The 26,310-nt window shown below is 48.1% G+C and carries 25 protein-coding genes and 1 tRNA gene; 17 read left to right on the forward strand and 9 right to left on the reverse strand.

What is annotated here, in order from left to right:
* Positions 1–127: 127 nt before the first annotated feature.
* Positions 128–1,222 carry a succinylglutamate desuccinylase gene (gene astE, locus CLC91_RS10725; RefSeq protein ID WP_095499267.1) on the reverse strand — a complete coding sequence of 365 codons (1,095 nt, stop codon included), beginning with the start codon at positions 1,220–1,222 and terminating at the stop codon, positions 128–130.
* Between the two features lie 177 nt (positions 1,223–1,399).
* On the opposite strand from astE, the gene msrA reads away from it, so the two are divergent.
* On the forward strand, positions 1,400–1,900 hold the full coding sequence (msrA, locus tag CLC91_RS10730) for a peptide-methionine (S)-S-oxide reductase MsrA (protein ID WP_095500420.1): 501 nt from the start codon (positions 1,400–1,402) through the stop codon (positions 1,898–1,900).
* Positions 1,901–1,994: 94 nt separating this feature from the next.
* Here msrA and pgm read toward each other — a convergent pair whose 3' ends face one another.
* The gene (gene pgm / locus CLC91_RS10735; protein ID WP_095500421.1) at positions 1,995–3,635 is read right to left on the reverse strand and encodes a phosphoglucomutase (alpha-D-glucose-1,6-bisphosphate-dependent); all 1,641 of its coding nucleotides are present in this window, start codon (positions 3,633–3,635) and stop codon (positions 1,995–1,997) included.
* Positions 3,636–3,660: 25 nt separating this feature from the next.
* On the reverse strand, positions 3,661–4,347 hold the full coding sequence (seqA, locus tag CLC91_RS10740) for a replication initiation negative regulator SeqA (RefSeq protein ID WP_095500422.1): 687 nt from the start codon (positions 4,345–4,347) through the stop codon (positions 3,661–3,663).
* A gap of 148 nt (positions 4,348–4,495) precedes the next feature.
* On the opposite strand from seqA, the gene CLC91_RS10745 reads away from it, so the two are divergent.
* The 8 genes from CLC91_RS10745 (at position 4,496) to CLC91_RS10780 (ending at position 10,051) form a co-directional block, all read left to right on the forward strand.
* A complete protein-coding gene (locus tag CLC91_RS10745; RefSeq protein WP_095499344.1) occupies positions 4,496–5,263 on the forward strand; it encodes an alpha/beta fold hydrolase in 768 nt (255 codons plus the stop codon).
* 65 nt (positions 5,264–5,328) lie between these two features.
* On the forward strand, positions 5,329–5,550 hold the full coding sequence (locus CLC91_RS10750) for a DUF2788 domain-containing protein (protein WP_095499263.1): 222 nt from the start codon (positions 5,329–5,331) through the stop codon (positions 5,548–5,550).
* A 2-nt stretch (positions 5,551–5,552) separates the two neighbouring features.
* Positions 5,553–5,870, forward strand: coding sequence for a LexA regulated protein (gene ybfE, locus CLC91_RS10755; RefSeq protein WP_095500423.1), 318 nt, complete (start codon positions 5,553–5,555; stop codon positions 5,868–5,870).
* Between the two features lie 8 nt (positions 5,871–5,878).
* Positions 5,879–6,406: a flavodoxin FldA gene (fldA, locus tag CLC91_RS10760; RefSeq protein ID WP_095499261.1), complete on the forward strand. Its 528-nt coding sequence runs from the start codon at positions 5,879–5,881 to the stop codon at positions 6,404–6,406.
* Between the two features lie 135 nt (positions 6,407–6,541).
* Positions 6,542–7,756: a pyridoxal phosphate-dependent aminotransferase gene (locus CLC91_RS10765; protein ID WP_095500424.1), complete on the forward strand. Its 1,215-nt coding sequence runs from the start codon at positions 6,542–6,544 to the stop codon at positions 7,754–7,756.
* A gap of 40 nt (positions 7,757–7,796) precedes the next feature.
* Positions 7,797–9,083: a metal-dependent hydrolase family protein gene (locus CLC91_RS10770; protein ID WP_095500425.1), complete on the forward strand. Its 1,287-nt coding sequence runs from the start codon at positions 7,797–7,799 to the stop codon at positions 9,081–9,083.
* A gap of 9 nt (positions 9,084–9,092) precedes the next feature.
* Positions 9,093–9,680 carry a 5'-deoxynucleotidase gene (yfbR, locus tag CLC91_RS10775; RefSeq protein WP_095499258.1) on the forward strand — a complete coding sequence of 196 codons (588 nt, stop codon included), beginning with the start codon at positions 9,093–9,095 and terminating at the stop codon, positions 9,678–9,680.
* A gap of 152 nt (positions 9,681–9,832) precedes the next feature.
* Positions 9,833–10,051 carry a hypothetical protein gene (locus CLC91_RS10780; protein WP_095500426.1) on the forward strand — a complete coding sequence of 73 codons (219 nt, stop codon included), beginning with the start codon at positions 9,833–9,835 and terminating at the stop codon, positions 10,049–10,051.
* 14 nt (positions 10,052–10,065) lie between these two features.
* Here CLC91_RS10780 and CLC91_RS10785 read toward each other — a convergent pair whose 3' ends face one another.
* Positions 10,066–10,971, reverse strand: a complete 906-nt coding sequence (locus CLC91_RS10785; protein WP_095500427.1) for a LysR family transcriptional regulator — start codon at positions 10,969–10,971, stop codon at positions 10,066–10,068.
* Positions 10,972–11,106: 135 nt separating this feature from the next.
* On the opposite strand from CLC91_RS10785, the gene CLC91_RS10790 reads away from it, so the two are divergent.
* A complete protein-coding gene (locus CLC91_RS10790) occupies positions 11,107–11,964 on the forward strand; it encodes an SDR family oxidoreductase (protein WP_095500428.1) in 858 nt (285 codons plus the stop codon).
* An 82-nt stretch (positions 11,965–12,046) separates the two neighbouring features.
* Here CLC91_RS10790 and ppsA read toward each other — a convergent pair whose 3' ends face one another.
* On the reverse strand, positions 12,047–14,413 hold the full coding sequence (gene ppsA / locus CLC91_RS10795) for a phosphoenolpyruvate synthase (protein WP_095499343.1): 2,367 nt from the start codon (positions 14,411–14,413) through the stop codon (positions 12,047–12,049).
* Positions 14,414–14,539: 126 nt separating this feature from the next.
* On the opposite strand from ppsA, the gene ppsR reads away from it, so the two are divergent.
* The 3 genes from ppsR (at position 14,540) to CLC91_RS10810 (ending at position 17,288) form a co-directional block, all read left to right on the forward strand.
* The gene (ppsR, locus tag CLC91_RS10800) at positions 14,540–15,352 is read left to right on the forward strand and encodes a posphoenolpyruvate synthetase regulatory kinase/phosphorylase PpsR (RefSeq protein WP_095499254.1); all 813 of its coding nucleotides are present in this window, start codon (positions 14,540–14,542) and stop codon (positions 15,350–15,352) included.
* 87 nt (positions 15,353–15,439) lie between these two features.
* Complete coding sequence (locus tag CLC91_RS10805) at positions 15,440–16,510, forward strand: 3-deoxy-7-phosphoheptulonate synthase (RefSeq protein WP_095500429.1); 1,071 nt, start codon at positions 15,440–15,442, stop codon at positions 16,508–16,510.
* A gap of 115 nt (positions 16,511–16,625) precedes the next feature.
* Entirely contained in the window at positions 16,626–17,288 is a 663-nt protein-coding gene (locus CLC91_RS10810) for a response regulator transcription factor (RefSeq protein WP_095499252.1), read from the forward strand.
* Positions 17,289–17,299: 11 nt separating this feature from the next.
* On the opposite strand, the gene CLC91_RS10815 is transcribed toward CLC91_RS10810, so the two are convergent.
* A complete protein-coding gene (locus tag CLC91_RS10815) occupies positions 17,300–20,725 on the reverse strand; it encodes a PAS domain-containing hybrid sensor histidine kinase/response regulator (protein WP_095500430.1) in 3,426 nt (1,141 codons plus the stop codon).
* Between the two features lie 222 nt (positions 20,726–20,947).
* Between CLC91_RS10815 and acs the strand changes: the two genes are divergently transcribed.
* On the forward strand, positions 20,948–22,900 hold the full coding sequence (gene acs, locus CLC91_RS10820; protein ID WP_095499250.1) for an acetate--CoA ligase: 1,953 nt from the start codon (positions 20,948–20,950) through the stop codon (positions 22,898–22,900).
* A 54-nt stretch (positions 22,901–22,954) separates the two neighbouring features.
* Here the strand turns inward: acs and smrA are convergent, their stop codons facing one another.
* A complete protein-coding gene (gene smrA / locus CLC91_RS10825; protein WP_095500431.1) occupies positions 22,955–23,533 on the reverse strand; it encodes a DNA endonuclease SmrA in 579 nt (192 codons plus the stop codon).
* 106 nt (positions 23,534–23,639) lie between these two features.
* Here smrA and CLC91_RS10830 point away from each other — a divergent pair, with 106 nt between their 5' ends.
* Both CLC91_RS10830 and CLC91_RS10835 read left to right on the forward strand, forming a co-directional pair.
* Positions 23,640–24,212, forward strand: coding sequence for a YybH family protein (locus CLC91_RS10830; protein WP_143812009.1), 573 nt, complete (start codon positions 23,640–23,642; stop codon positions 24,210–24,212).
* 6 nt (positions 24,213–24,218) lie between these two features.
* Positions 24,219–24,680 carry a YchJ family protein gene (locus tag CLC91_RS10835; protein ID WP_095499247.1) on the forward strand — a complete coding sequence of 154 codons (462 nt, stop codon included), beginning with the start codon at positions 24,219–24,221 and terminating at the stop codon, positions 24,678–24,680.
* 13 nt (positions 24,681–24,693) lie between these two features.
* On the opposite strand, the gene CLC91_RS10840 is transcribed toward CLC91_RS10835, so the two are convergent.
* The gene (locus tag CLC91_RS10840) at positions 24,694–24,969 is read right to left on the reverse strand and encodes a DUF406 family protein (protein WP_158220729.1); all 276 of its coding nucleotides are present in this window, start codon (positions 24,967–24,969) and stop codon (positions 24,694–24,696) included.
* Positions 24,970–25,088: 119 nt separating this feature from the next.
* Positions 25,089–25,994 (reverse strand): 23S rRNA pseudouridine(2604) synthase RluF, encoded by a 906-nt coding sequence (rluF, locus tag CLC91_RS10845; protein ID WP_095500434.1) that lies wholly within the window; start codon positions 25,992–25,994, stop codon positions 25,089–25,091.
* Between the two features lie 249 nt (positions 25,995–26,243).
* Between rluF and CLC91_RS14990 the strand changes: the two genes are divergently transcribed.
* Positions 26,244–26,310, forward strand: a tRNA-Tyr gene (locus CLC91_RS14990).

Here is a 26,310-nt window from a genome sequence, read left to right on the forward strand (position 1 = left end):
TATTGCACCAAAACCTAAGGTTACCTATCGGGTTTCAGTGCCGCAACTTGCGACGATTCGCCATGGCACTTGTTGGCGGCAGTCAGTGTAACCTAATCTTTACAGTCGTCACCTGTGATCCACTAGTTTAATCCATTAACTGCTGCGATAAATCCGCCGGGATCACAGTAAGCAGCGCCCTTTGCCCAACGGGTACGTTAGCATTAGGAAACACAATGCGCTCGTCGTCTTGCGTAGCTGTTAGCGCTTGCTCATCCTCGTATGCGATGGCTTGCCCTTTCGCAAATGGCGTGAAATTAGCGGTTTGGTCATCGAACGCTAAACGAAACGATTGACTTTGCTTTTCAATGACTTGATTGATTTGATACAAATTCATGTGCTGCCAAGCATCCATATTAATTGTAGGCTGTGGTTTTGAAACCAACTCAATTAATGCATTTCTGGCTTTAGCAAAGTCATCATGGTGGTTTTCACCGAACGGTTTAACCTTGCCAAGCTCTACTGTAAAGGCGTCTGCGCCAAACTCGTTAGACGAAAAATAACTGTAGGTCGTGGTCGGTTGTTCACTAATAAGCACCGTATCTACGCCGCATTTGTCTAGAAACGCTAACTGGCTTTTACGGTAGGGCTTACCATGACGAAATGGGTAAATCGCGAACCTCTCATGCGCTGAGTCCCGTATTGCGGTATGCAAATCGTAGTGGATTCTGTGCGCTTTAGTATCGGTTTCTTGTTGGAAAAATTGCCGTGTGTGTTGTTCAAGCGCGAACGCTCGGCGACGTTCTGGGTTGAGCGGTTCTGATAGATTGGACTTGTCATCAGGCCTAATGCCATGAGCGCCGGAGAATAATCGATTAAGGTTCTCCTCAACAAAACGCTGGCCAATTAACATGGCTTCTAAATTGCCAAATTGAACCATTAGTCGATGGGCACAGTGCAATTCGCCCTTTAAAAGCTGATTGACGATATCGTTGCAAATTTCAATGGGCGCTGTTTCATTGCCGTGGATACCGCACGATAAAACAATGGCTTTAGCGTGAGTGGCATTCGTTCTTAGGTTTTGAAATTCCAACACCCCCTTGTCTAGAACTCGAACCTGCAGCGTTTCGGTGGCGGTTTGCCAGCCTTTGCTGATTTCGTAGTGAGTTGGGGAGAAATCTCGGTTTTTGGCTTGGGTTAATGACCATTGCAAAAAATCTTGATTGCTGAGTGCAAGGCTCATGCTGCTTTCCTTCGCTTATGCCGCCTATTGTTGGCGATCGACTACTAATAATTGCCCAACATTTTACGCATTTTATTCATAAAGGCGATTATTGGCTTGCATTTTTCTTGCAGCTGCCAAATAATCCCTCTAGACGTTTAGCCGTCCAAACGTCCAGATTGATAATTAGGAGTCTTCATGAGTAATCACTTAATCAAAGCAACCTTCGGCGCCGGATGTTTTTGGGGCGTAGAGCATGTCTTTAGAGCCATAGAGGGTGTCAACGATGCAGTTTGCGGCTATATGGGCGGCTCACTGGTAAACCCTAGTTATAAACAAGTAAAAACCGGCACCACAGATCATGCAGAAGTGGTAGAAGTCAGCTTTGATCCCAGCATCATTGATTACGAGAACTTGGTGCGAGCGTTTTTCGCCAATCACAACCCTACTACCGTAAATCGTCAAGGCGAAGATGAAGGTAGCCAGTATCGCAGCGTAATCTTTGTTCACGACGAACAGCAACGCCAGGTTGCCTCAGAGATAAAAGCGCAACTTGCGCAATCCAAAAAATGGGGAGAGCGCCCCATTGTAACCGAGATCAGTGACGCCGTTGAGTTCTATAAAGCAGAAGAGTACCACCAAAGCTATTTCGCCAAAAATCAGCTACCCAGCTGCCACGTCGCCTTCGGCGACTTCTAAAGGGGACGTACCCTTTCAACTGGGGGGGACGTACCCTCCCCGCAAATTGTGACATTTTGACACAGTTTTTGAGAGGGGTACGTCCCCCCTGCTGTTAAGCTTTGATGGCTTGGGTCATGATTTGCTCGGCTTCTGCAATGACTTGCGCTAAGTGCTCGGCTGAAACGAAGCTTTCTGCGTAGATTTTGTATAGGGGCTCGGTGCCGGATGGACGAATCGCAAACCAGGCGTTTTGGGTGCAGACCTTAATGCCACCAATGGCCGCTTGGTTGCCTGGGGCTTTGGTGAGCTTGGCGACAATGGCTTCACCCGCCAGCTCATCAGCTTGGATCTGCTCTGGTGTCACCGCGAGCAAGGCTTGCTTGGCTTTGGCTTTTATGGGAGCGTCGTTGCGCTGATAAAAAGCGCGCCCGTGCTTGCGCTCAAGCTCTCGGTAGCGTTGTGCCGGCGTTTGTCCGGTTACGGCTAGTATTTCAGCAGCCAGTAACCCTAAGACAATGCCATCTTTATCGGTACACCAAGTATCGCCCGCTAGGGTTAACATGCAGGCGCCGGCGCTTTCTTCGCCGCAAAATCCAACCTCACCGGTGCTTAGGCCATCCACAAACCACTTAAAGCCCACCGGCGTTTCCACCATGGTGAGCCCGTGATAAGCGCATACGCGGTCAATCATAGCGCTCGACACTAAGGTTTTACCTATGTGGATTTGTTTACCCCACTGCGGACGATGATCCGCTAGGTAATCGATACACACAGCCAAGAAGTGGTTCGGATTCATCAAACCGCCGTCGCGACAAACGATACCATGTCGATCAAAGTCGGGATCATTAGCAATGGCAATGTCATAGTCGAGCGGTCGCTCTAACAAGCTGGCCATGGCGTATTTCGATGAGCAATCCATGCGAATTTTGCCGTCTTTATCTAAGCTCATGAAACCAAAACTCGGATCAACACGGTAGTTTAAGGTGGTGATATCAAGCTCGTACTGAGCAGCAATCGCGTCCCAAAAGGCAACGCCCGACCCTCCTAACGGATCCGCCGCAAGCTTTATATCAGCCGCCTTTATCGCATCGAGATCAATCACTTTGCCTAATTGCGCAACGTACTCTCCCATGAGATCACGATACGAAATCAAGCCGCTGGCCTTAGCCAGTTGCAAATTACAGCGTTTAACGCCCTCAAGCCCGGCACGAATGTAGCGATTTGCCGCATCCTCAATCGCCTTAGTCACCGCGCCATCCGCAGGACCGCCATGGGGAGGATTGTATTTAATGCCACCATCGGTGGGCGGATTGTGGGACGGCGTTAATATAAGACCATCGGCTTGGTGCGAGTGCTCGCGGTTATAGCGCACAACCGCCTCAGACACCACAGGCGTTGGCGTAAAGCCATTATCGGACTGACAAATAACTTGAATTTGATTGGCACTCAGCACTTGTAACGCACTGAACAAGGCTGGTCGAGACAAAGCGTGGGTATCGATTCCCACAAACATGGGGCCGTTAATACCATTAGCAAGGCGATAATCCACTACCGCCTGCACAACCGCCAAAATATGCGTCTCGTTGAAGCTTATAAGCTGAGCGCAACCTCGATGGCCCGATGTTCCAAAGCTTACCGCTTGTCCCGGTTTATCAGGATGCGGAATCAGATTGTAGTAATCGCACAACAATGCAGGCACATCGATCAAATCTTGAGCCTGCGCTAACGTTCCGGCGCGTGGATGAATGGCCATCAACAAATCCTTTGTAACAGTTGTACTAAATACGCTGAGCTATGCTTTTCGCTAACGTCTCTTCACAATTTAGGTGCTGCAAAACATCGCGCAAAATTGCTTGTTTGCGGGCGGTATTATTATTGGTGGTAACCCAATAGCCGCTGCTGCCGATTTGCTTTGGATTGGCGGTTTTACTGGACGCCAACAACGCCTCTTTGCTGGTGGCAAAATACAAACGTCCTTTACCTTGAACGTCCAACACCTTGCTAAATAACTCGCTATCGCTGTTGTGAACTTGTTCAAGCAAATACAAAAAGCGGCCCACCGCCCCTTTCATTTGTTCAACGTTAGAATCTGAAGTCAGGTGGTTATAATCCGCCACAGAGCGCGGTGCCGCGCCCGAACTTTGTAACTCACCGGTCGCAGTTTCATCGCTGTGCTCACTCTCTACCGAAGCTACCGAATCCGCAGGAGTTACAGGAGCAACCGAATCCGAAGAATCAGCTACACTCGTCACGGCCTCAACGCTATCCGCCGCCGTTTCGGCCACAGCGCTATCAGCCACTTCCAAACCCGGTTGACTGATGGTTGCTGGCGTTTCTTGTTCGATTTCTTTTTTCAGCGGTAAATTAAGTTCTCGGCGTAAGATATCCGAGGCACTTTCGCCAATAGTAATAGTGCGGCTTGCAATGTAACGATAAAGTTGTTCATCTACTTCTATGTATTTCATCAACCAATTTCCCTTGTACCTAGACAGCGATTTTTAAGTTTTATTGGAACAGAATTATACATAGGCAAACCTTTTGCGACTACTAGGCTTGTCAAATAATCTTCAGCTAGGCAAAATCTCCATCTCATTTTTACAAGGGCGCCAAAAAATGCATTACCAACGCAGCGGAGAAGGATCATGTGTCGTATTGATTCACGGTCTTTTTGGCAATCACCAAAACCTCAGAAATCTAGCACTTGAGCTGGAAAAAGATTACCAAGTGATAAGCGTTGACGTAAGAAATCACGGCCAAAGCCCTTGGGTAGATGACATGAACTACCCAAGCCTTGCCAAAGACATTATTGCCCTTTTGGATTGGCTTAAAATAGAAACCTGTCAGCTAGTGGGCCACTCCATGGGTGGAAAAATTGCACTTTATACCGCTTTGCTGGCACCCAAGCGCATTCGCTCTGTGGTGGCTGCCGACATAGCGCCGGTGGCCTATAACCATCACCACGGTGTGATATTTGACGCCATGTTAAGCCTCGACTTGCAGGCAATCGACAATCGCCAACAAGCCATGAGCCACTTAACCTCCGCCGGAATCGATGCCGGCACCGCTGCCTTCTTGTTAAAAAATCTAAAGCGAGAACAAGGGCAATTCCAGTGGGGACTGAACTTACAAGCGCTGAAAAGTCATTACCATGAAATCATTGGCTGGCCCAAACACCAACTGAGCTACACCGGCCCTACACTCTTTATAAAAGGGGCTAACTCCGACTACATCACCGCCGAGCATCAGGCCGACATTGTTCGCCAATTCCCCAACGCTAAAGCCAAAATCATTAACGGTACCGGCCATTGGCTGCACGCCGAAAAACCAGCAGCATTTAACAAACTGGTTGCGGATTTTTTAAACGCCACAAACCATGACTGAGCGAACCTGCTTATGCTATTATCCCGCGTCACCAAATTATCGCCAACCATAACGGGTTAGTTAACATGCTTGCAGAGAATCTGAAAAACTTTGAGGCCATTGGCATGAACTTGCTATTTGCCGGCATTTTCTTCTTTATCGGCATGGCAATACACGACGTATTAAAACAAGGCAATGTGCCGAAGTTTGGGCGATACATTGTGTGGTTGGTGTTGTTTTTAGGCTGCGCAGGATTCATTGCTAAAGGCTTGATCCAAATTTCTTGGGAAGGCTCTGGTATCGGCTAATCATGGCAAAAGAATATAACGACAGAACCACCATCGACTTGTTCGAAAACGAGAAACGCCGAGGTCGCCCCAGAACGAACCCGCTTAACCGGGCAGAACAAGTTAAGATCAATAAGCGCAACCAAATATTACGTGATCGCGCTAACGGTCTTAAGCGTATTGAGGTGAAAGTCTCACAACGACTGATAGATGCCTTGAACAATGCAGCCTTGGCGAGTAATATCAGCCGCAGTCAATTAATCGAAACAATTCTCACTAACGAATTGTTACCTGATGATGCCGAATTATTGGCGTCGTCGCTACAAGATACTCAAGAGTAAGGTAAATCATGGCAACAGTAGGTCTTTTTTTCGGAAGCGACACAGGCAACACCGAAGCCGTAGCTAAAATGATTCAAAAGCGTCTTGGCAAGCAAATGGTGGATGTAAAAGACATCGCCAAGAGCAGCAAAGAAGAGATCGCAGAATTTGATTTATTATTGTTCGGTATTCCAACCTGGTATTACGGCGAAGCTCAGTGCGATTGGGATGACTTTTTCCCTGAGCTCGAGCAAATCGACTTTACCGACAAGCTAGTGGCCATTTTCGGCTGTGGCGACCAAGAAGACTACGCGGAATACTTCCTCGACGCCATGGGCATGGTGGGCGACATTGTTACCGATAAAGGCGGCATCGTCATTGGCCACTGGCCAACTGAAGGCTACGAATTTGAAGCTTCGAAAGCCTTGGTTGACGACAACCACTTCGTAGGATTAGGCATCGACGAAGATCGCCAACCTGAGCTGACCGATGAGCGTGTAGATGCTTGGGTTAAGCAAATTTACGACGAAATGTGTTTAGCGGAGCTGGCTGAATAAGCTTAAGCTCGCAGCAACAACACATGAAAGCGGCTCATACGCCGCTTTTTTTGTGTCCTAAGTGCTATCTATCATTCACTATTTTCGCTATTGTGCCAGTATAACAACTGCCGACCCAACCACCTGAGACCAAGCATGCATCCAATATTTAAGTCCACCAAACTCGATTCCGTTTGTTATGAAATTCGCGGACCGGTGGCTAAAGAAGCCAAGCGCCTTGAAGACGAAGGCCACCGGGTGTTAAAGCTCAATATTGGTAACCCTGCCCCGTTTGGTTTTGAAGCACCAGAAGAAGTGATTCGCGACGTTATTGCCAACACCGCTCAATCCCAAGGCTATTGCGAAGCGAAAGGCTTATTTAGCGCCCGTAAAGCGGTAGTGCAGCATTATCAAACCCAAGGCATTGTTGGGGTGGATGTGGAAGACGTTTACATTGGCAACGGCGTATCAGAGCTTATTGTGATGGCCATGCAGGGACTGCTAAACAACTGCGATGAAATGCTGATACCTGCCCCGGATTACCCCTTGTGGACCGCGGCAACCCACTTAGCCGGCGGCACTGCGGTGCATTATCGATGCGATGAGCAAGCCGGTTGGTTTCCAGATTTAGACGACATGCGCGCCAAGATTACCCCCCGCACTCGGGGCATTTTGCTGATTAACCCCAACAACCCCACCGGCGCTGTCTATTCAAAAGAGCTGATTCTTGAAGTTATTGAACTGTGTCGCCAGCACAATTTAGTTTTGTTCAGCGATGAGATTTACGACAAAGTCATTTACGACGAGGCCAAGCACATACCCGCCGCCAGTTTGTCCGATGACATTCTCACCGTCACCTTTAATGGCTTGTCTAAGGCCTATCGCGCCGCCGGTTTTCGGGTAGGCTGGATGATGCTCAGCGGTAATTTAGGCATTGCCAACGGCTACGTTGAAGGCCTAGACATGCTCGCCAGTATGCGACTTTGCGGTAATGTGCCTTGCCAGCACGCCATTCAAACCGCGCTCGGGGGCTATCAGTCCATTAACGATTTGGTGTTGCCAAGTGGCCGTTTAACCCGCCAACGAGACGCCGCCTACGAGGCGCTTAATGCCATCGACGGCGTGAGCTGCGTTAAGCCTAAAGGCGCTATGTATTGCTTTCCTAAATTAGATAAAAGCAAATTCAACTTGATCGATGACGAGCGTTTGGTGTTAGATTTACTACAACAACAAAAAATTCTTCTCGTCCACGGCACCGGATTTAATTGGCCAGAGCCGGATCACGTTCGTTTGGTGTTTTTACCCCACCGCGAAGATTTGATTCAAGGGATAGAGAAGCTGGAACAATTCCTGAGCAATTACCGGCAGTAAGGAGTGCGCGCAGGAAGCCAATTAACCGACAGGAGTCGCCATGAAAGCCTTAACCATTGCCATGACCTTAACGGGTTTGCTTGCTGCAAGCCCTGTACATGCCACCACCCTAATTCACGCCGGAGAGCTGCTTGCCATTCCCGGTAAAGCCCCAACCAAGCAACAAACCTTAGTCATTGAAGACGGCAAAATTGTTGAGGTACGCAGCGGTTATATAGCGGCCAACCAGTTTCAAGGCCAGGTTGAGGTAGTGGACCTAAAAGACAAGTTTGTTATGCCTGGGTTGATGGATATGCACGTTCATTTGCAATTCGAGCTTGGGCCAAGTAATGACTCCGACGCGCTTAAAATGTCCGATGAACTGATGCAAATGCAAAGCGTTAAAAACGGCAAAACCACGCTTATGGCCGGTTTTACCACAGTGCGCGATGTGGGCTCGTCGCCACAAGCCATGTACGCTCAGCGTGACGCCATTAACGAAGGCTGGATTGACGGTCCGCGCATTATCGCCGCCGGCGGTGTTGGCATCACCGGAGGCCACGCTGACGTCAGCGGTGTTAAGCCTAAACTGATGGAGATGATGACCTCTCCTAATGTCTGCGATGGCCCATTTGATTGTCGCCGCGCCACCCGTAACACCATCAAGTACGGTGCCGATCTCATAAAAATCACATCCACAGGTGGCGTGCTTACCGATCGCGCCACCGGCACCGGCCAACAAATGGAAATGGATGAGCTAAAAGAAGTGGTTCGCGCCGCCAAGCGCATGGGCCGTAAAGTGGCCAGCCACGCCCACCACCAAGATGGCATTATTGCCGCCCTTGAGGCTGGTGTACACTCCATTGAGCACGGCAGCTACACCAACGACAAAGCCATAAAGCTGTTCAAGCAAACCGGCGCCTATTTAGTGCCCACCTTGCTCGCTGGCGACACCGTAAAGCACATGGCGACTCACTCAGAATTTATGAGTCCGGCCATTAAATCAAAAGCCATTCGTGTAGGTGGCGATATGCTGGCAAACTTCGAAAAAGCGCACAAAGGCGGGGTTAAAATCGCCTTTGGTACCGACTCGGGCGTAAGCCAACACGGCTTAAATGCTCAAGAGGCACTGCTAATGCAAAAAGCCGGCATGAAGCCCATGGACATTTTGGTCTCCGCCACCATTAATGGCGCAGATTTAATTGATATGAGTGAGCAACTGGGCACCTTAGAGTCCGGCAAATACGCCGACGTTATTGCCCTAGAGCGCTCGCCCCTTGACGATCTTTCCACGCTACTGGATGTGCCTTTTGTTATGAAAGGCGGCACCGTTTATAAAAACCAATAAGGACGCAATATGAGCCACTTTTTCGCCCACCTTGCCCGCATGAAATTGATCATGCGTTGGCCGCTGATGCACAATCACAAACCGGAAAATGTGCAGGAACACAGCTTACAGGTGGCCATGGTGGCTCATGCATTAGGGCTGATTCACAATAAGTTTTACCAAGGCAGTTTTGACGCTAATCAATTGGCGACTATGGCAATATTTCACGACGCCTCAGAAATATTAACCGGCGATCTACCCACCCCGGTGAAATACTTTAATAAAGACATTGAAACCGAATATAAAAAGATTGAAGCCATTGCCGAGCAAAAGCTGTTAGAGATGATCCCCGCTGACTTTAGAAGCGATTATCAAGCACTGATTGACAGCAGCAAAATGGATGAGCGCTACAAGCAATTGGTGAAATCCGCCGATACCCTGTGTGCCTACATTAAGTGCCTTGATGAGCTTAAGTTTGGTAACCAAGAATTTACCTTGGCCAAACAACGCTTAGAAGCGGTATTAAACGACAACCCAGATCCAGCGGTTAAGTATTTTCGAGCGCATTTTATTGAAAGCTTTAGCTTGTCACTGGATGAAATCAATCAAGACTTGTAAGACTGGCAATAAGATGACTAATTCAAGGAAGAATGATGCTGAAAAACATAATAATTGTCGCTGTTCTATTAATTAGCGCCGGTCTATTAAAGCTGCAATAATATAATCTTTTTGCTCGAGGTTACATAGAGCTCGCTTATAGCAAAGCGACTATGTTTGAGTTGATTTACGATGGCGGGCTACCTGCAAAACACCTATCCGTACTGTCAATGGTATACGCAGGCGATTACTGCTTAATAAGAAACACTGATGAATACTTTTATCTTATTTACGGAAATGAAAAAATGTTTAAGCTCGCCATGGACGAATTTGCCAAAATAGAATCAACACTCGACACCAATTTCGACGATATGTGCGACGGGAATTGGTAATCTAGTTTACTCGGCTAAGGCGCCAACAACACCTCAAACTCTCCTTTTCTTTCCCTTATAAACTGCAAAAACAACTGGCTTTTTAGCGGCAGATATTGGCGCTCTTTATACACAAGCAGCATGCGCTTATCTTGATTAATATACTCCGCCAGTAACGGACTAAGCTCGCCATTGTCAATACTGCCACCGACTATGGAATAGGGTAAATAGGCAATGCCTGCGCCATTAACTGCCATTTCTTTAGCCACCTGCAAGTCATCGCAAATCAGCTTGCCGGTGTGGTTGACTTCAAAGGTGCTTTGTTCGTCTTGAAACTTCCACGGCAAATAAAAACCATCCACATGGTTTCGAATAAGGCTGTGCTGCTCTAGCTCGTTTGGGTGTTGCGGTGTCGGATGTTCGGCCAAGTAGTCGGCACTGGCCACTAGACAGTAGTGCACTTTCGATAACGGCAGTGCGATTAAGTTGGAGTCCGTTAATGGCCCTAGTCGTAATGCAAAGTCAATGTTTTGCTTGGTGAGATCTTGAAAACGATTGGAGGATATTAGATTGACATCAATGCTGGGGTAACGACGGTGAAACTGCGCGAGTAATCCGCCCAACAGATCTCGACTTAATGCCGGCGGCGCGCTCACAACCAAGGTGCCGATGGGTTTAGTACCTGCTTGCTCGGCGTCTAACTCGACTTCGGTTAGGGTATCGGTAATCAGCTGAGCTTTAGGAAGAATTTGCTCGCCAACTTCCGTGAGCGATAAGGTTCTGGTGGAACGATTTAACAGCTTAGCCCCAAGCTGCTGCTCCAACGCCTGCACTTTGCGGCTGACTGTGGTGGTGGGTACATTCATGGCCCGGGCCGCTTTTGCAAAGCTTTTGAACGTGGCGACCTTAGCAAAAATCACCAAGCCATTGAGATCGTTCATAGAGGTTCCTGCCATACGCGCATCAATTATCCCAAATATGGGATAGTAAACGTCACTTTTACTGCCTAGTCAATCATTTTGGTGTGAGCTATAGTGTTTATCAATGAATCAACAACCATTCTTTAGAGGCACGATATGAGCATTTTAATTCTTGGAGCAACGGGTAATACAGGCGCTGAATTGGTGCGTCAACTGCAAGCCAACAATCACGAGTTTTACGTAATGGCGCGCAGTGACACGGCCGCTGACAAACTGAACCTAAACGTCGATCAAGTTCGTATCGCCACCTTCGATGACAGCGACAAGCTGACTCAGGCCATGCAAGGCATCCGCAAAATCTATGTGGCCATGCCAGCGCACCCTAGTAACGAAGACTGGATGGTCAACATCATTAATGCGGCGAAAACCGCTAGCGTTGAACAGGTGGTAAAACTGTCGGGTATGGGCGCCGCAAAAGACGCCAATTCAGAGATCATTCGCACCCACGTTGTCACAGATGATCTTCTAAAAAACAGTGGCCTTGGTTACACCATAGTGCAGCCTAACTCCTTCTTTCAAAACTTGTACGGAAGTTTGGGTACCATTAATGCCATGGGCAAATTCTTTTTACCCCTAGCCAATGCCAAGCAAAGTGTTGTTGATATTCGCGACGTTGCAGCGGTGGCCCTAACCGCCCTTACCCAAGACGGCCATACCGGTGAAACCTATTTGCTGTCGGGCCCACAGGCGCTTACCTTTTCAGAGCAAGCTCAAATGCTAAGCCAAGCCGCTGGTAAACCCATTGAGTATGTAGCGGTATCCCAAGACGATGCTGAGCAAGCCATGAAACAAGCGGGCATGGATGATTGGACCGCCGAAAAGCTGGCGGAAATTTTAGCCTGGTTTGGCGAAGGCCATTACGCAACCGTAACCGACACGGTTGAGCGAGTAACCAGTAAACCGGCCCGAACCTTTAGCGCGTTTGCTGAAGAGTTTGCCCACGCGGTTCAATAAGCCTGAGCCCGCGTAAGCACTTAGCCAAAAAAAAGACCTAAGCAATGCTTAGGTCTTTTCGGTTTAATGGCTTACTTACAAGTTAGGCGTTTTTACCAAGGTATAACCAGGTATCAACCACGGTATCAGGGTTAAGCGATACACTATCAATGCCCTGCTCTACCAACCATGCAGCGAAGTCGGCGTGATCCGATGGACCTTGTCCACAGATACCCACGTACTTGCCTTTGGCTTTAGCAGCTTTAATTGCCATTGCCAGCATTTTCTTAACCGCTGGGTCACGCTCATCGAATAGGTGGCTAATAATGCCTGAGTCGCGATCCAAACCAAGAGTAAGCTGAGTTAAGTCGTTTGAGCCAATGGAGAAACCATCAAAGATTTCCAAGAACTCATCCGCCATTAGGCAGTTTGACGGTAGTTCGCACATCATGATGACTTCGAGACCGTCTTCACCGCGCTTCAAGCCTTGCTCTTCAAGTAACTGAATCACTTTACGGCCTTCTTCTAAGGTGCGCACAAACGGGATCATGATGGTCACGTTGGTTAAGCCCATGTCGTTACGAACTCGCTTAATGGCTTCACACTCAAGTGCAAAACAGTCGCGGAACGACTCAGAGATGTAACGGCTAGCGCCACGGAAGCCCAACATTGGGTTTTCTTCTTCCGGCTCATAGCGATTACCGCCCACTAAGTTGGCGTATTCGTTCGACTTAAAGTCCGACATACGAACAATCACTTTTTGCGGGTAGAACGCAGAGCCAATGGTGGAGATGCCTTCCGCCAAACGAGCAATGTAGAATTCAACAGGATTGTCGTAACCCGCCATCATTTCACGAATTTCTACTTTGGTGGCTTCGTCTTGCTGATCAAACTCAAGCAAAGCTTTCGGGTGCACACCAATCATGCGGTTGATGATGAACTCAAGACGAGCAAGACCAACACCGGCACTTGGAAGACGAGCAAAATCAAAGGCACGATCTGGGTTACCCACGTTTTGCATAATTTTCAGCGGTAGCTCAGGCATGGAATCAACACGAGATGACGTTACTTCAAACTCTAACTCACCTTGGTAGATGTAGCCGGTATCGCCTTCGGCACAAGAAACCGTGACTTTCTCGCCGTTGGTAATGTTGTCGGTCGCATCGGCACAACCCACAACCGCAGGCACGCCTAGCTCACGCGCAATAATGGCAGCATGACAAGTACGGCCACCACGGTTGGTGACAATAGCACTGGCGCGCTTCATGATAGGTTCCCAATCTGGGTCAGTCATGTCGGTAACCAATACGTCACCTGGCTGGATTTTGTCCATTTCGGCAATGGAGCTTAGAACCTTGGCAGTACCGCTGCCAATTTTGTGGCCAATGGCACGGCCTTCAACAATGGCGTTACCGCTTTGCTTTAAGTGGTAGCGCTCAATCAGTTGCACATCTTCACGAGAGCGAACCGTTTCTGGGCGCGCTTGTACAATGTACAGCTTGCCATCTAGGCCATCTTTAGCCCACTCGATGTCCATTGGACGACCGTAGTGCTTTTCAATGATAACCGCTTGCTTAGCCAACTCTTCCACTTCAGCGTCAGAGATAGAGAAGCTGTTGCTCTTTTCTGCAGCAACGTCTTGGATCTTAACTTGTTTGCCGTGGCCTTGGTCTTCGGAGTAAACCATTTCCACCAGCTTGCTGCCAATATTGCGACGCACAACGGCTTTGTTGCCTTGGCTTAAAATTGGCTTGTGAACGTAAAATTCATCAGGGTTTACTGCACCCTGTACCACCATTTCACCCAGACCGTATGATGAGGTAATAAACACCACATCGTCATGACCGGATTCGGTATCAATGGTAAACATTACGCCGGATGAGGCAATGTCTGAACGTACCATGCGCTGAATGCCTGCAGACAAGGCCACACCACGGTGGTCATAGCCTTGGTGCACACGGTAAGAAATGGCACGGTCGTTAAATAAAGAAGCAAATACGTGTTTAACCGCTACGATAACCGCATCGTAACCGCGAACGTTCAAGAAGGTTTCTTGCTGACCGGCAAACGAAGCGTCTGGCATGTCTTCAGCGGTGGCCGAGGAGCGAACCGCGAATGAAACACCATCCATACCGTCTTCCAATTTCGCGTAAGCGTCGGATACGGCTTGTTCTAATTCCGGTTGGAAAGGAGTGTCGATAATCCATTGACGAATGTTTGCACCAGCTTCGGCCAAGGCATTAACGTCATCAACGTCAAGCTTGTCCAACACATCGTAAATCTTCTGGTTCAAACCGCTTTGTTCTAGAAACTCGTTAAATGCGTAAGAAGTGGTCGCGAAGCCACCAGGAACTTGAACACCGGCGTTTGCCAGGTTGCTGATCATCTCTCCAAGTGATGCGTTTTTTCCGCCAACGGAATTCACATCGTGCATACCGAGTTCTTCATACCAGAGTACGTATTGCTGCACTTTATTTTTCTCCGAAAAATTAAATTGATTAGCCCCTTTTTTTACGGGCAGCGGCATTTTACACTGGCTACAGAGTGACGTAAAACCCTATTTTATAATGTAATTTTATTACTACACGAGGCCAAAATGGCAAGACAAGTTTTTTACATTTCTGACGGCACAGCAATTACAGCTGAGGTATTTGGTCACGCCGTACTTTCGCAATTCCCTTTAGAATTCAACGCGCTAACCATACCGTTTGTAGAGACTGTGGAAAAAGCTCACGAGGTGGTCGCCGACATCAATGAAAGTTTTATTACAACAGGCGAACGTCCATTAGTGTTTCATTCCATCGTTTCGCCGGAAATTAGGGATGTTATTTATGGATCCGAGGGGTTAGATCACGATTTTTTGAACACTTTTGTGGCGCCCTTGGAGCAACAACTGGGAGTTTCTGCCAAACCTGTGATGCACCGCACACACAGTATTGCCAATGAAACCTACGACGGCCGCATCGAAGCCATTCATTACGCCTTAGATAATGACGATGGCCAAACCCTGAAGAACTTTGATAAAGCCGACTTGATTCTGCTGGGGGTTTCTCGCTGTGGCAAAACTCCGTCATCGCTTTATTTATCCATGCAGTTTGGCATTAAAGTGGCGAATTATCCGTTCGTTGAAGACGACATGGACAATTTAAAACTGCCACCGGCTTTACAAGCGCAAAAGCACAAGCTGTTTGGGCTAACGATTAACCCAGCTCGGTTGCATGAAATTCGCCAAAATCGCATGAACAACTCGCGCTACAGCTCCATGCGTCAATGCCGTACCGAAGTTCAAGAAGTGGAGATGATGTATAAAAAGTTACGCATTCCTTACGTCGACACCACCAATAAATCGGTCGAAGAGATTGCCACTAAAATTTTAGCGGAAACCGGTTTAGAGCGTCATATGTTCTAAAAGATACTAAATCTTGGTGTGTAACCGCGCGCCATTGGGTATACTTTGGCGCAATTACACGCTCTTACGAACGATTTAGGTTGTTAAATGACCATTAAAACAGACGAACTTCGCACCAGTTTATTGTGCAATGTGATTTCTCCTGCACAGCTTGAAAGCGAGTTTCCATTATCTGAAGACGCTGCGAACTATTTGGTAGATGCCCGCAAGCAAGTGCAAAACATCATCAATGGCGATGATAACCGCTTACTGGTGATCATCGGTCCTTGCTCCATTCACGATACCAAAGCCGCAATAGAATACGCTGAAAAACTGGCGGCCTTGCATCATGAGCTTAAAGACGACATTTGCATTTTGATGCGCGTCTACTTTGAAAAGCCACGCACCATAGTAGGTTGGAAAGGCTTGATATCTGATCCCGATTTAGACGGCAGCTTTAGCCCCAACAAAGGCCTGCGCATGGCTCGCCAATTGTTGCAACAAATCACCGAGCTAAAACTGCCCATTGCTACTGAGTTTTTAGACATGGTGAACGGTCAGTACATCGCCGATTTGATTACTTGGGGCGCCATTGGTGCCCGCACCACTGAAAGTCAGATCCACCGTGAAATGGCGTCGGCTCTGTCCTGCCCTGTTGGCTTTAAAAACGGCACCGATGGCAACGTAAAAATTGCCGTAGATGCGGTGCGAGCTTCCCGCGCACCCCACATTTTTTATTCCCCCGATAAAGATGGCCAAATGGCAGTCTACCGGACCCACGGTAATCCCTGGGGACACATTATTTTGCGCGGCGGCAAAGCACCGAATTATCAAAAGCAAGACATCGACAGCTGTTGCCTTGCTTTAGAGAAAGCCGGATTGCCACAACGCTTGGTGGTGGATTTCAGTCACGGCAACAGCCTCAAACAACACAAGCGGCAGTTAGACGTGGCTAACGACATTATGCAGCAAATGCGCGATGGCTCGACCCACATTGCCGGCATCATGGCGGAAAGCTTCTTGAAAGAAGGCAACCAAAGCTTGTCGCCGGATGCGCCGCTTGAGTACGGAAAATCCATCACCGATGCTTGTTTGCATTGGCAAGACTCCGAAACCTTAATTCGCGAACTAGCCAGTGCTTCAAGACAGCGGTTAGCGCTATTAAATGGGTCCAATTAACCGAGAGCGCTGCAACTTAATTGGGTGGAAAGCGATTCATTTATAAGCAAACTTTGCTACATTAGAGGTTGCCACGCACCATTAACTAACAAGAGCTTAAAGGAAAAGAGCCGACATGTTTGAACAATCATCACTGAGCATTTTGATCGCCGACGATCACCCCTTGTTTCGCAACGCCTTGCGACAAGCGCTAGCGTCGCAATTTCCAAAAGCTCAGTGGTTTGAAGCAGACAGTGGTGACGCCCTGAGAGCGAAACTTGAACAAGGCGATACCGTCTTTGATTTGGTGTTGTTAGATTTACAAATGCCCGGCAGTCATGGCTATTCCAGCTTAGTTCATCTGCGCAGCCACCATGCTGATATTCCGGTAGTCGTGGTGTCGGCGCACGAAGATGCCACCACCGTTCGGCGTGCGTTGCAATACGGCAGCATGGGCTTTATTCCTAAATCGGCGGATATGGACACATTAGCCCAAGCCCTGCAAACCGTACTTGATGGCGAAATTTGGCTGCCAAGCGGCATGAACCTTGAACCCCTGCAAGCAGATGATGTGGATATGGTTGCGGATCGCTTGTCTGAGCTCACCCCGCAGCAACATAAAGTACTGCATATGTTCGCAGAGGGGCTGTTAAACAAGCAAATTGCTTATGATCTTGGCGTATCCGAAGCCACTATTAAAGCCCACGCCACCGCTATTTTTCGCAAGCTTGGGGTGCGTAATCGCACCCAAGCCGTCATCGAGCTGCAACGGCTTGAAATGGAAAAAACCGCACTCTAATATCGTCGTCTTTACGAATGCTTGTGGCTTAATAAGCTCGACATCAAGGCCCGCAATGCCGCTGGCCTTACCATTTTCGCCATGTACCTAAACCCAAGCGATTCCACCTTCTCTACTAAGCGCTTGTTGGTGTTGGCGGTAATTAGAACCCCCGGGATCTCTGCCCCATAACGCGCGCGAATATCCACCATTGCGTCTAAACCATTAAGCCCATCGTCCAGCTGATAATCCGCCAGTATGATTTGTGGCGCTACTCCCTTAAGACCCAGCTTAATGCGGGCATCCGCTAAGTCGGTGGCGCAAATGACCTCGCATTTCCAACGAGTTAACAGACTTTCGTAACCCGCTAAAATGGCTTCTTCGTTATCGATGCACAGCACCACAACCCCCGCCAAGGGTTGCAACATAGACGGAATGCTTTGCGGTACGGGTCGATGATCCCCTGCCACCATAGGTACGCTGACACCAAACATAGAGCCTTGGCCATACCAAGAGCGCACCGTTAACTTATGCTCCATGGTGTTAGCGATACGCTGCGCAATGGCTAATCCGAGCCCCAAGCCATTTTCGCTGGTTTTCTTGCCCACATCGGAACGGTAAAATTCTTCAAATATCTGATCGCATTTATCCGGCTCAATGCCACAGCCGGTATCCCATACTTGAATTTCAAGCATGTTGTTGCGACGACGACAGCCAAGTACCACCCGCCGCCCTTTCGCATAACGAAAGGCATTGGTTAAGAAGTTCTGTAAAATCCGTCTTAATAAGTTGAGATCAGAGTCAATGGTTACGCCGGATTTATGCCAGCTAAAGCCGGTACCTTGGTCTGCCCCCATTGCAGCAAACTCCACCGCTAATTCTTGCAGCAAATCGTCAATGGCAAACTGGTTACGGTTGATTTCTACTTTGCCTGAGTCAAAGCGGCTGATGTCCAATAGATCCGTTAATAGCTCCCCCGCCGCTCTGAGCGAACTGTCGATATGACCAACGGTGGCCGCCACGTCATTGTCCAGATTATGCTGCTGTGACAGTGAAGCGGTGAACAAACGAGCGGCGTTCAGCGGTTGCATGAGATCGTGCCCAACCGCCGCTAAGAATTTAGACTTAGAGGCGTTGGCTCGCTCTTCTTTGTGCTTGGTTTCCAGCAATTGCGCATTAAGCATGGCCAATTCATGGGTACGTTCGTTAACCCGCGCCTCTAGATTATCGTTAGCTTCTTGCAATGCCTGAGCTTGCTGTCGATATTGGGTAATGTCGGTGAAGGTCATAACAAATCCGCCATCAGGCATGGGGTTGCCTTGGATTTTGATTACCATACCGTCTAAGCGTTGCCGCTCAGAGCTGTGGGCGGTGCCATTTCGCATGTGCTGCACTCGACGGCGAACATGCTCCTCAACTTCACCCGGCCCGCAATAGCCCCGCTCGGCATTAAAGCGAATGATGTCTTCCACCGGCATGCCCGCTTGTAAAAAGCCATCTGGGTAGTGAAATAGGCTTTGATAGCGATAATTCCAAGCCACCAGCCTTAAGTCTTTGTCGACCACGCTCATGCCCTCGTAGGCATGTTCAATAGCGCCTCTGAGCATGTCTTGACTTAAAATGATTTTAGTGGACGCTTCATCCACTAAAGAGAACACTTCATCTAGGCCCAAGTCGCGACCATCTAATACCGACTGCATCACCAAAGAGGTGCTAGATGCACCCAATACGGCGGATAACAAATGCTCAGTGTAGCTAATGAGCTCAGGACTGGCGGATTTGTTCCAATTTTCGTTACTTACCGCGTCTGCGTCAAAGTCGGCGAATTTCTGATAAGCTCGCTCTGCACCAATAAAGCGACTGGCTAAAATCAACAAATCTTGTTGGCTGACAATGATTTTTCTAGGGGCGCTTTTGTTAAAACGCTCAGGGTTAACAAAACTGGATGCTTGAATGCGCTCAAGCACGCTGGAGCGAAACCATATGGAGCCCAGCACATAACAAACGATATTGGCAAACAAGGCTAATACCACATCTCGTACGTCCGGTGTTATTTGGGCCAGCAGTGGCAAATCGTAATCGGCGGTTAACGGCTGCTGAGTCAGCGGTTGCAGCAGAATCATGAGCCACAGGCCAAAGCCGACGATTAGTCCTGAAAACACGCCAATATGGTTGCCCTGCTTCCAAATCATACCGCCAATTAAGGCCGGTGCTAACTGAGCAAAGGCACCAAACGACAGCATTCCCAATTTCGCCAAGGAGCCGGTGTCGTTCAAATTAATATAGGCGGCATAGCCCATTAACAAGATCACCGCGATTGCAATGCGACGACTGTTCAACAAAAGCTGCGCAAATTGATTGTAATTGCGTGTTCTAAGCGAACCGCTTCGCAGCAATAATGGCAGCACCCATTCATTGGACACCATTACGCTAATGGTAACCACCGCCACAATCACCATACCCGTCGCCGCTGAAATAGTACCAAGCAATGCAATTAGCGCCAACCAGTCATAACCAAAGTGCAGCGGCAGATTAATCACATAAGTATCGGCATCAACCGACACCCCAAACACTTGTTTTCCCGCCAATGCTAACGGCGCAATCAGAGCTGCAAAAACGATTAGGTATAAGGGAAATAGCCAACGAGCCCGTTGAATGTCTTGCTCGGATTCGCATTCCACCATCATTACGTGAAACATTCGGGGCATGCATAAAAAGGCAGCACTGGCCATGAGCAGTTCTGGCAGAAAGCGGTTCAATTGAATCTGTGACCAATGAGGCTCTGCAAGGGCGGCATCAATCAGTTGTTGGCCATCGCTAAACACCGTAAAGCAAATGATCAGCCCCACGGCGACAAAAGCCACCAACTTAACAATGGACTCCACGCCAATAGCCAATATCATACCCGGATTGTGCTCAGTAGCGTCGAGTTTTCGAGTACCAAATAAAATGGCGAAAATGGCCAATATCACGCTCACGATAAACGCTAAGCGGTTTCCTTCAAACGTCTGACCTGATGTTTGAAATAACCCAAAACTAAAAACCATGGCTTTAATTTGCAAAGCGATATAGGGCATGATGCCGAGCAATGCAATTAAGGTAATGACCGCCGCTAAGGTTTGCGACTTACCGTAGCGAGCGGCAATAAAGTCCGCCACTGATGTGGTGTTTTGGGCCTTAGAAACCTGCGCCATCTTGCGTAAAATCGGAAACGCTAGCAGGAAGATAACAATCGGGCCTAAATAGATGGGAACGAACGACCACATGTTGTCAGCCGCTGAGCCTACGGTGCCAAGAAAACTCCAAGACGAACAATACACCGCCAGCGACAACACATAAATGGCAGAGCGTGTTTTCTTTCTAACGCCTTTTAAATACCGTTCAGCACCCCAGGCTAAAATGAACAGCACGCTAACGTAAACCAGTGCAATGCCCGCCGCCACTACCGATAGATTCATTATTATTATTGGCCTTTGCTAACAATTAGTTGCGTAATGAGCGAACTCATACATAAGTAGCCCCCATTGAACCAAAAAAAACGCTGCTTTGGCTACTAAAACCAAAGGTTAACATCCTTATTTTTTCTAGCGTTGCAAGCGAACTAGACTATGGTCTAATGGAGTTATCCACCTAAAAAACAAGATACTCACCATATCCTAATAAGTAGCAAGGAACCTATCATGACCACGCCGTCTCTATATCCGGTGCCAGAGAGCATCGCGCAAAACGCTCTAGTGAATGAAGAGCAATATCGCAAAATGTATCAAGAGTCGATTGTTAACCCAGAAGGCTTTTGGCGCGAGCATGGCCAGCGTATCGATTGGATCAAGCCCTTTAACAAAGTGCGCAAAGTATCTTTTGACGACTCCAACCTGTTTATTAAGTGGTTTTATGACGGCACCTTAAACGCCTCGCAAAATTGTCTGGACCGCCACCTACAAGGCAAAGGCGATCAAACCGCCATCATTTGGGAAGGCGATGACGCCAATGAGCAGCGTAAAATCAGTTATGCCGAACTGCATTCGGATGTGTGTCGCTTTGCCAATGCGCTGCGCAGTCAAGGCGTGCGCCGCGGTGACGTTGTCACCATCTACATGCCTATGGTGCCGGAGGCTGCGGTTGCTATGCTTGCCTGCGCTCGAATCGGTGCAATTCACTCGGTAATCTTTGGCGGTTTCTCGCCAGACTCCATTGCAGCTCGTTGCATTGATGGACGCTCTAAAGTAATCGTGACCGCCGATGAAGGCATTCGCGCCGGTCGTAAAATCCCATTGAAAGCCAACATCGATGAAGCTCTTAAGAACCCAGATGTAAACACCATTGAAAAAGTGATTGTGCTAAATCGCACCGGTGGCGACATCAACTGGAACGACGGTACCGACGTATGGTGGCACGACTTAATGGCGGTATCCTCTGAATACTGTGTTGCGGAAGAGATGAACGCCGAAGATCCACTGTTTTTGTTGTACACCTCAGGCTCTACCGGTAACCCCAAAGGCGTGCTGCATACCACCGGCGGATACATGGTGTATGCATCCATGACCCACGAATACGTGTTCGACTACAAACCCGGTGAAATTTATTGGTGTACCGCCGATGTAGGCTGGATTACCGGTCATTCCTATATGGTTTATGGGCCGCTTGCCAATGGCGCCACCATTTTAATGCACGAAGGTGTGCCTAATTATCCGACTCCGGCTCGCTTAGGCGAAATGGTGGACCGTCATAAAGTTAATATTTTGTATACCGCCCCAACCTTGATTCGCGCGCTAATGGCAGAAGGTGAAGAGCAGTTTGACAACTTTGACGGCAGCTCATTACGAATAATGGGCTCGGTGGGTGAGCCCATTAACCCAGAAGCGTGGCGCTGGTATAACGACGTTATTGGTAAAGATAACTGCCCGATTGTCGATACCTGGTGGCAAACGGAAACCGGCGGTATTTTGATTTCACCGCTGCCGGGTGCGACGGACGCTAAGCCCGGCTCTGCAACTCGTCCGTTCTTTGGCGTACAGCCGGCCTTGGTGGACAACCTTGGCAACCTTATTGAAGGCCCAGGTGAAGGCAATTTGGTGCTACTGGATTCATGGCCAGGGCAAATGCGCTCAGTCTACAACGACCATGACCGGTTCGTACTGACCTACTTTAAAACCTTCAGAGGCATGTACTTTACCGGGGATGGCGCGAAACGAGACGAAGACGGTTATTACTGGATTACCGGTCGTGTCGATGACGTGATTAACGTTTCTGGTCACCGTCTGGGAACCGCTGAAATTGAAAGTGCCTTAGTGGCGCATCATGACGTCGCCGAAGCGGCCGTAGTGGGTTACCCTCACGACATCAAGGGCCAAGGTATTTATGCCTACGTCACCCTAAATCATGACCTAGAAGAAACCGAAGAGTTGCGTCAGGAGTTGCGTCAATGGGTGCGTAAAGAAATCGGCGCCCTAGCAACCCCAGACTTAATTCAATGGGCCAGCGGCTTGCCTAAAACCCGAAGCGGTAAAATTATGCGACGATTCTTGCGTAAGATTGCCGCTAACGAAGTCACTAACCTTGGCGATGCAACCACCCTAGCCGATCCAAGCGTGATTGATGTACTGATTGAATCGAGACTCAACAAAACCGTTTAAGTCGTCGATGCTCAGATAAAAGGCCACCCTCGCGGTGGCCTTTTTGATTGCCTGTTAGCCTTTACGGTTTTGTTCGCGAGTTTCCGCTTTTTTCTCAGCGCTTTTTCGCAACATAACGTACACAGCGCCAACGCCGCCATGATGACGTTGAGCACTGTGAAACGCTAACACGTCATCAATTTGCACCAACCAATGGGCGACAAAACTTTTCATTAGTCCCTTGAAGGGTTTGGAGCGCAAACCTTCGCCATGGTTGATAAGCACACAGCGCATGTTGCGCGTTTGGCAATCTTTGATAAAGGTAACTAAGGCATCGCGACCTTTCTCTGGGCTCATAGCAAACAGGTCGAGACGGGTTTCCACTTGGTATTTACCCAAACGCAGGTTCTTAAAAACCCCGTCCTGAACCCCGGATTTCTTGTATTCTAAATAATCGTCCGGATCGACTGGGGTAATAAAAGTCGGCTCGGCACTCAAGGCGTGCACTTCATTGCGAGCCACAGCGGCTGCGCGTCTGGCTAATTGCGCTTCCGTTGGACCCGTTTGTACCTGACTGACCATTCGATTGTCAGATTTAAGGGGTTTTACGTCACCCATTTCTGCCTTAAAGGCATCTAAATCATCGGTTTGCACGGCAAAAATTCTCTTTCATACACAAATTGTAAAGATCTAATGCTATCGGCCCTTAAGGCTCTGGTTTATAGTCCATAATACTCGCTATTCTAACGATAATAAAAATATGAAACGACTACTCCTTTGCAGTTTAGCCTTGTTTTTCGTCACCGATACCATGGCAAGTATCAATGACAATAAGTTTAATGCCCAGGATCAACAGTACATTAACGAGCGCTATCAAATTATGCGCGATGGCTTTAAACAACTCGATGCCAGTTTTGTTGAAAGCTTATATGAAGCCGATGCGGTATACGTACCCGGCAGCTCCAAAGCCACCATCATCACCGGTACTCAAGCCATTAAGAAATCTTACGACACCTTTTTTAAGAAGGTTCAAAAAAAGAACGCAACCGTTGATATCGACTTTAGAGTCGTAAAGCGCTTAGTAGGCAATAATCAAGTGACGGATGTGGGTTATTATATTGTTGAATTTCGACCGGCAAAAAATACCGAGCAACCCATAACCCATTTCGCTGGTAAGTTTGTATGGCAATTTGAGCGCAATGGTAAACAATGGATGGTCGCCCTTGATTCCGCCAGCCATACCGACGCCAATCATTATTTGGATGCACTTTCGCAACCCGGACTGTATTACGGAATGACACCAGCGGGAAAAATTAATTCTACTTGGGAGTAATCCAGTGTGACTGATTGTTATTGTGGTTCCGGTAAGCGCTACATTGACTGTTGCCAACCCGTCCATCAGCAACATCAACAGGCTGAAACCGCAGAGCAATTAATGCGCGCTCGATATAGTGCTTACTGTATTGCTAATGATGCCTTTATCATTAGTACCCACAAAGCCGACAAAGTACCTACTCGAGAAGAGTTGCAAACCATTTTTGACAATACCCATTGGCTTGGTTTAACCATTTATCAAGCTAATTCAATCGATGCAAACCACGCACAAGTCGAGTTTTGTGCGTGGTTTAAAGATAAACCATCAAACAAGCTGGATGGTTTAAGAGAACGTTCCGATTTCGTACGTCACGAAGGACTTTGGTATTACACCAGTGGTCAACAAAGAACCCCGCAACCGCCGGGTCGCAATGACAGCTGCGTTTGTAACAGTGGTAAGAAGTTTAAAAAATGCTGCGGTCGCTGACCTGCTCAGCCATTTATCGCAATGACATCTGATAAATTAATTTCTCGGCCGCCACCTCAAAAATCACCTGCAGCTGTAATTGGCCATTCGCTTCAACCTGCTTAACTTGAGCATTATCAAAACGTGCAACGATGGCTTGACGTTGTAGCTCCAATTGAGCAAGAGAAGCCTCGTTGATGTCGCCAAAATTGAGGGTCATTTCGGTATCCGTCTCGCTAATTACGGTACCGATTTCAACGAAGTTTCCACAGCAATCAGCTACTTGGGTTAACGGGTTATCATTACTCAAAAGAATTCTCCAATCCATTAAAACGGCTAGTGTTAGCCACACAACAAACAGCGATATAGTACTGATAATTGTTCGAGAGTCTGTGATCGAACCAATACTCTTGCCATTCTTCACACATTCTAACGGGAACGTTTTGGTTTACGTCCCCCACCCGCTTTGCCTTTTGACGTTGGTGGTTTGTGCTTTTTACCAGCGCCCGGTTTATTCGACTTAGAGCGACGTCCCTTGGGGGTGTTATCGATAGGGCCTGGGATTAACGGTTTGCGTTTCGGCTTAGCCTGATTGGCTTTAGGCTTAGCTTCTGAGGATGAGTCTTTGATCATGCTCAGCAATTTTTTTAGTTCCGACTCGGTTAAATCGCGCCATTCGCCCACCGGTAAACCTTTAAGACTCACATTCATAATCCGGGTGCGTTCTAATTTGGTCACCTCATAACCAAAGTGCTCAGCCATTCGCCGAATTTGTCGGTTTAAGCCCTGTACTAAGGTGATTCTAAAAACAAAATTAGAGGCTTTGGATACCTTACAGCGTTTGGTCTTTAGCCCAAGGATAGGGACACCGGCCGCCATGCCGTTAACAAAATCATCGGTTACAGGCTTATTGACGGTGACCAGATATTCTTTCTCGTGATTATTGCCGGCTCGTAAAATTTTGTTCACTAAGTCGCCGTTGTTGGTAAGGAAGATCAACCCTTGCGAGTCTTTATCTAGCCGGCCTATGGGGAAAATTCGATCACTGTGATTGACAAAGTCGGTAATGTTATTGCGCTCTGTTGCTTCAGTGGTGCTGACAATACCTACCGGCTTGTTTAACGCGATGATCACCAAATCGTCAGCGTCACGCGGTTCAATGGCTTGGCCGTTTACTTTAACCAGGTCGCCAGGAAATACTTGATCCCCTACTTGCGCCCGTTTGCCGTTAATAAACACATTGCCTTGTTCAATGTAACGATCCGCATCTCGACGAGAGCAGACACCGCTTTCACTGATGTATTTATTTAACCGTGTAGAAGATAAATCGAACATTAATTTCCTTGCCTTAATGACACAACACCATCGTAGAAACAGAATTGGCTAGATTATAAAGCAAAGCTGGAGTAACAACATAGGTTTCGCTCACATCACTCAAACTGCGTTGAACACACTAACAGTGCTCACTTAGCCCCCATCTTGACGAAAATCTGGGCAGTTAATCAAGTTTATTGCATTGATTGAACGCTAGCACTTTACATGCATGCCAACATTGAATATTATGCACCGCACTCGTGGAGGGGTTCCCGAGTGGCCAAAGGGATCAGACTGTAAATCTGACGGCTCAGCCTTCGAAGGTTCGAATCCTTCC

Origin of the sequence: Paraferrimonas haliotis, assembly GCF_002282895.1 — a bacterium.
GTDB classification, from domain to species: domain Bacteria; phylum Pseudomonadota; class Gammaproteobacteria; order Enterobacterales; family Shewanellaceae; genus Paraferrimonas; species Paraferrimonas haliotis.

What these genes read in the sequence shown, in the direction of transcription:
- CLC91_RS10750 (WP_095499263.1), top strand. Translation starts at nt 5,329, where the DNA reads ATGCTTGCAGAGAATCTGAAAAACTTTGAGGCCATTGGCATGAACTTG.
- rluF (WP_095500434.1), bottom strand. Translation starts at nt 25,994, where the DNA reads ATGTTCGATTTATCTTCTACACGGTTAAATAAATACATCAGTGAAAGC.
- ybfE (WP_095500423.1), top strand. Translation starts at nt 5,553, where the DNA reads ATGGCAAAAGAATATAACGACAGAACCACCATCGACTTGTTCGAAAAC.
- ppsR (WP_095499254.1), top strand. Translation starts at nt 14,540, where the DNA reads ATGGCAAGACAAGTTTTTTACATTTCTGACGGCACAGCAATTACAGCT.
- CLC91_RS10810 (WP_095499252.1), top strand. Translation starts at nt 16,626, where the DNA reads ATGTTTGAACAATCATCACTGAGCATTTTGATCGCCGACGATCACCCC.
- CLC91_RS10745 (WP_095499344.1), top strand. Translation starts at nt 4,496, where the DNA reads ATGCATTACCAACGCAGCGGAGAAGGATCATGTGTCGTATTGATTCAC.
- CLC91_RS10780 (WP_095500426.1), top strand. Translation starts at nt 9,833, where the DNA reads ATGTTTGAGTTGATTTACGATGGCGGGCTACCTGCAAAACACCTATCC.
- astE (WP_095499267.1), bottom strand. Translation starts at nt 1,222, where the DNA reads ATGAGCCTTGCACTCAGCAATCAAGATTTTTTGCAATGGTCATTAACC.
- CLC91_RS10770 (WP_095500425.1), top strand. Translation starts at nt 7,797, where the DNA reads ATGAAAGCCTTAACCATTGCCATGACCTTAACGGGTTTGCTTGCTGCA.
- CLC91_RS10805 (WP_095500429.1), top strand. Translation starts at nt 15,440, where the DNA reads ATGACCATTAAAACAGACGAACTTCGCACCAGTTTATTGTGCAATGTG.
- seqA (WP_095500422.1), bottom strand. Translation starts at nt 4,347, where the DNA reads ATGAAATACATAGAAGTAGATGAACAACTTTATCGTTACATTGCAAGC.
- yfbR (WP_095499258.1), top strand. Translation starts at nt 9,093, where the DNA reads ATGAGCCACTTTTTCGCCCACCTTGCCCGCATGAAATTGATCATGCGT.
- msrA (WP_095500420.1), top strand. Translation starts at nt 1,400, where the DNA reads ATGAGTAATCACTTAATCAAAGCAACCTTCGGCGCCGGATGTTTTTGG.
- CLC91_RS10765 (WP_095500424.1), top strand. Translation starts at nt 6,542, where the DNA reads ATGCATCCAATATTTAAGTCCACCAAACTCGATTCCGTTTGTTATGAA.
- pgm (WP_095500421.1), bottom strand. Translation starts at nt 3,635, where the DNA reads ATGGCCATTCATCCACGCGCCGGAACGTTAGCGCAGGCTCAAGATTTG.
- acs (WP_095499250.1), top strand. Translation starts at nt 20,948, where the DNA reads ATGACCACGCCGTCTCTATATCCGGTGCCAGAGAGCATCGCGCAAAAC.
- fldA (WP_095499261.1), top strand. Translation starts at nt 5,879, where the DNA reads ATGGCAACAGTAGGTCTTTTTTTCGGAAGCGACACAGGCAACACCGAA.
- CLC91_RS10815 (WP_095500430.1), bottom strand. Translation starts at nt 20,725, where the DNA reads ATGAATCTATCGGTAGTGGCGGCGGGCATTGCACTGGTTTACGTTAGC.
- CLC91_RS10830 (WP_143812009.1), top strand. Translation starts at nt 23,640, where the DNA reads ATGAAACGACTACTCCTTTGCAGTTTAGCCTTGTTTTTCGTCACCGAT.
- CLC91_RS10790 (WP_095500428.1), top strand. Translation starts at nt 11,107, where the DNA reads ATGAGCATTTTAATTCTTGGAGCAACGGGTAATACAGGCGCTGAATTG.
- CLC91_RS10785 (WP_095500427.1), bottom strand. Translation starts at nt 10,971, where the DNA reads ATGAACGATCTCAATGGCTTGGTGATTTTTGCTAAGGTCGCCACGTTC.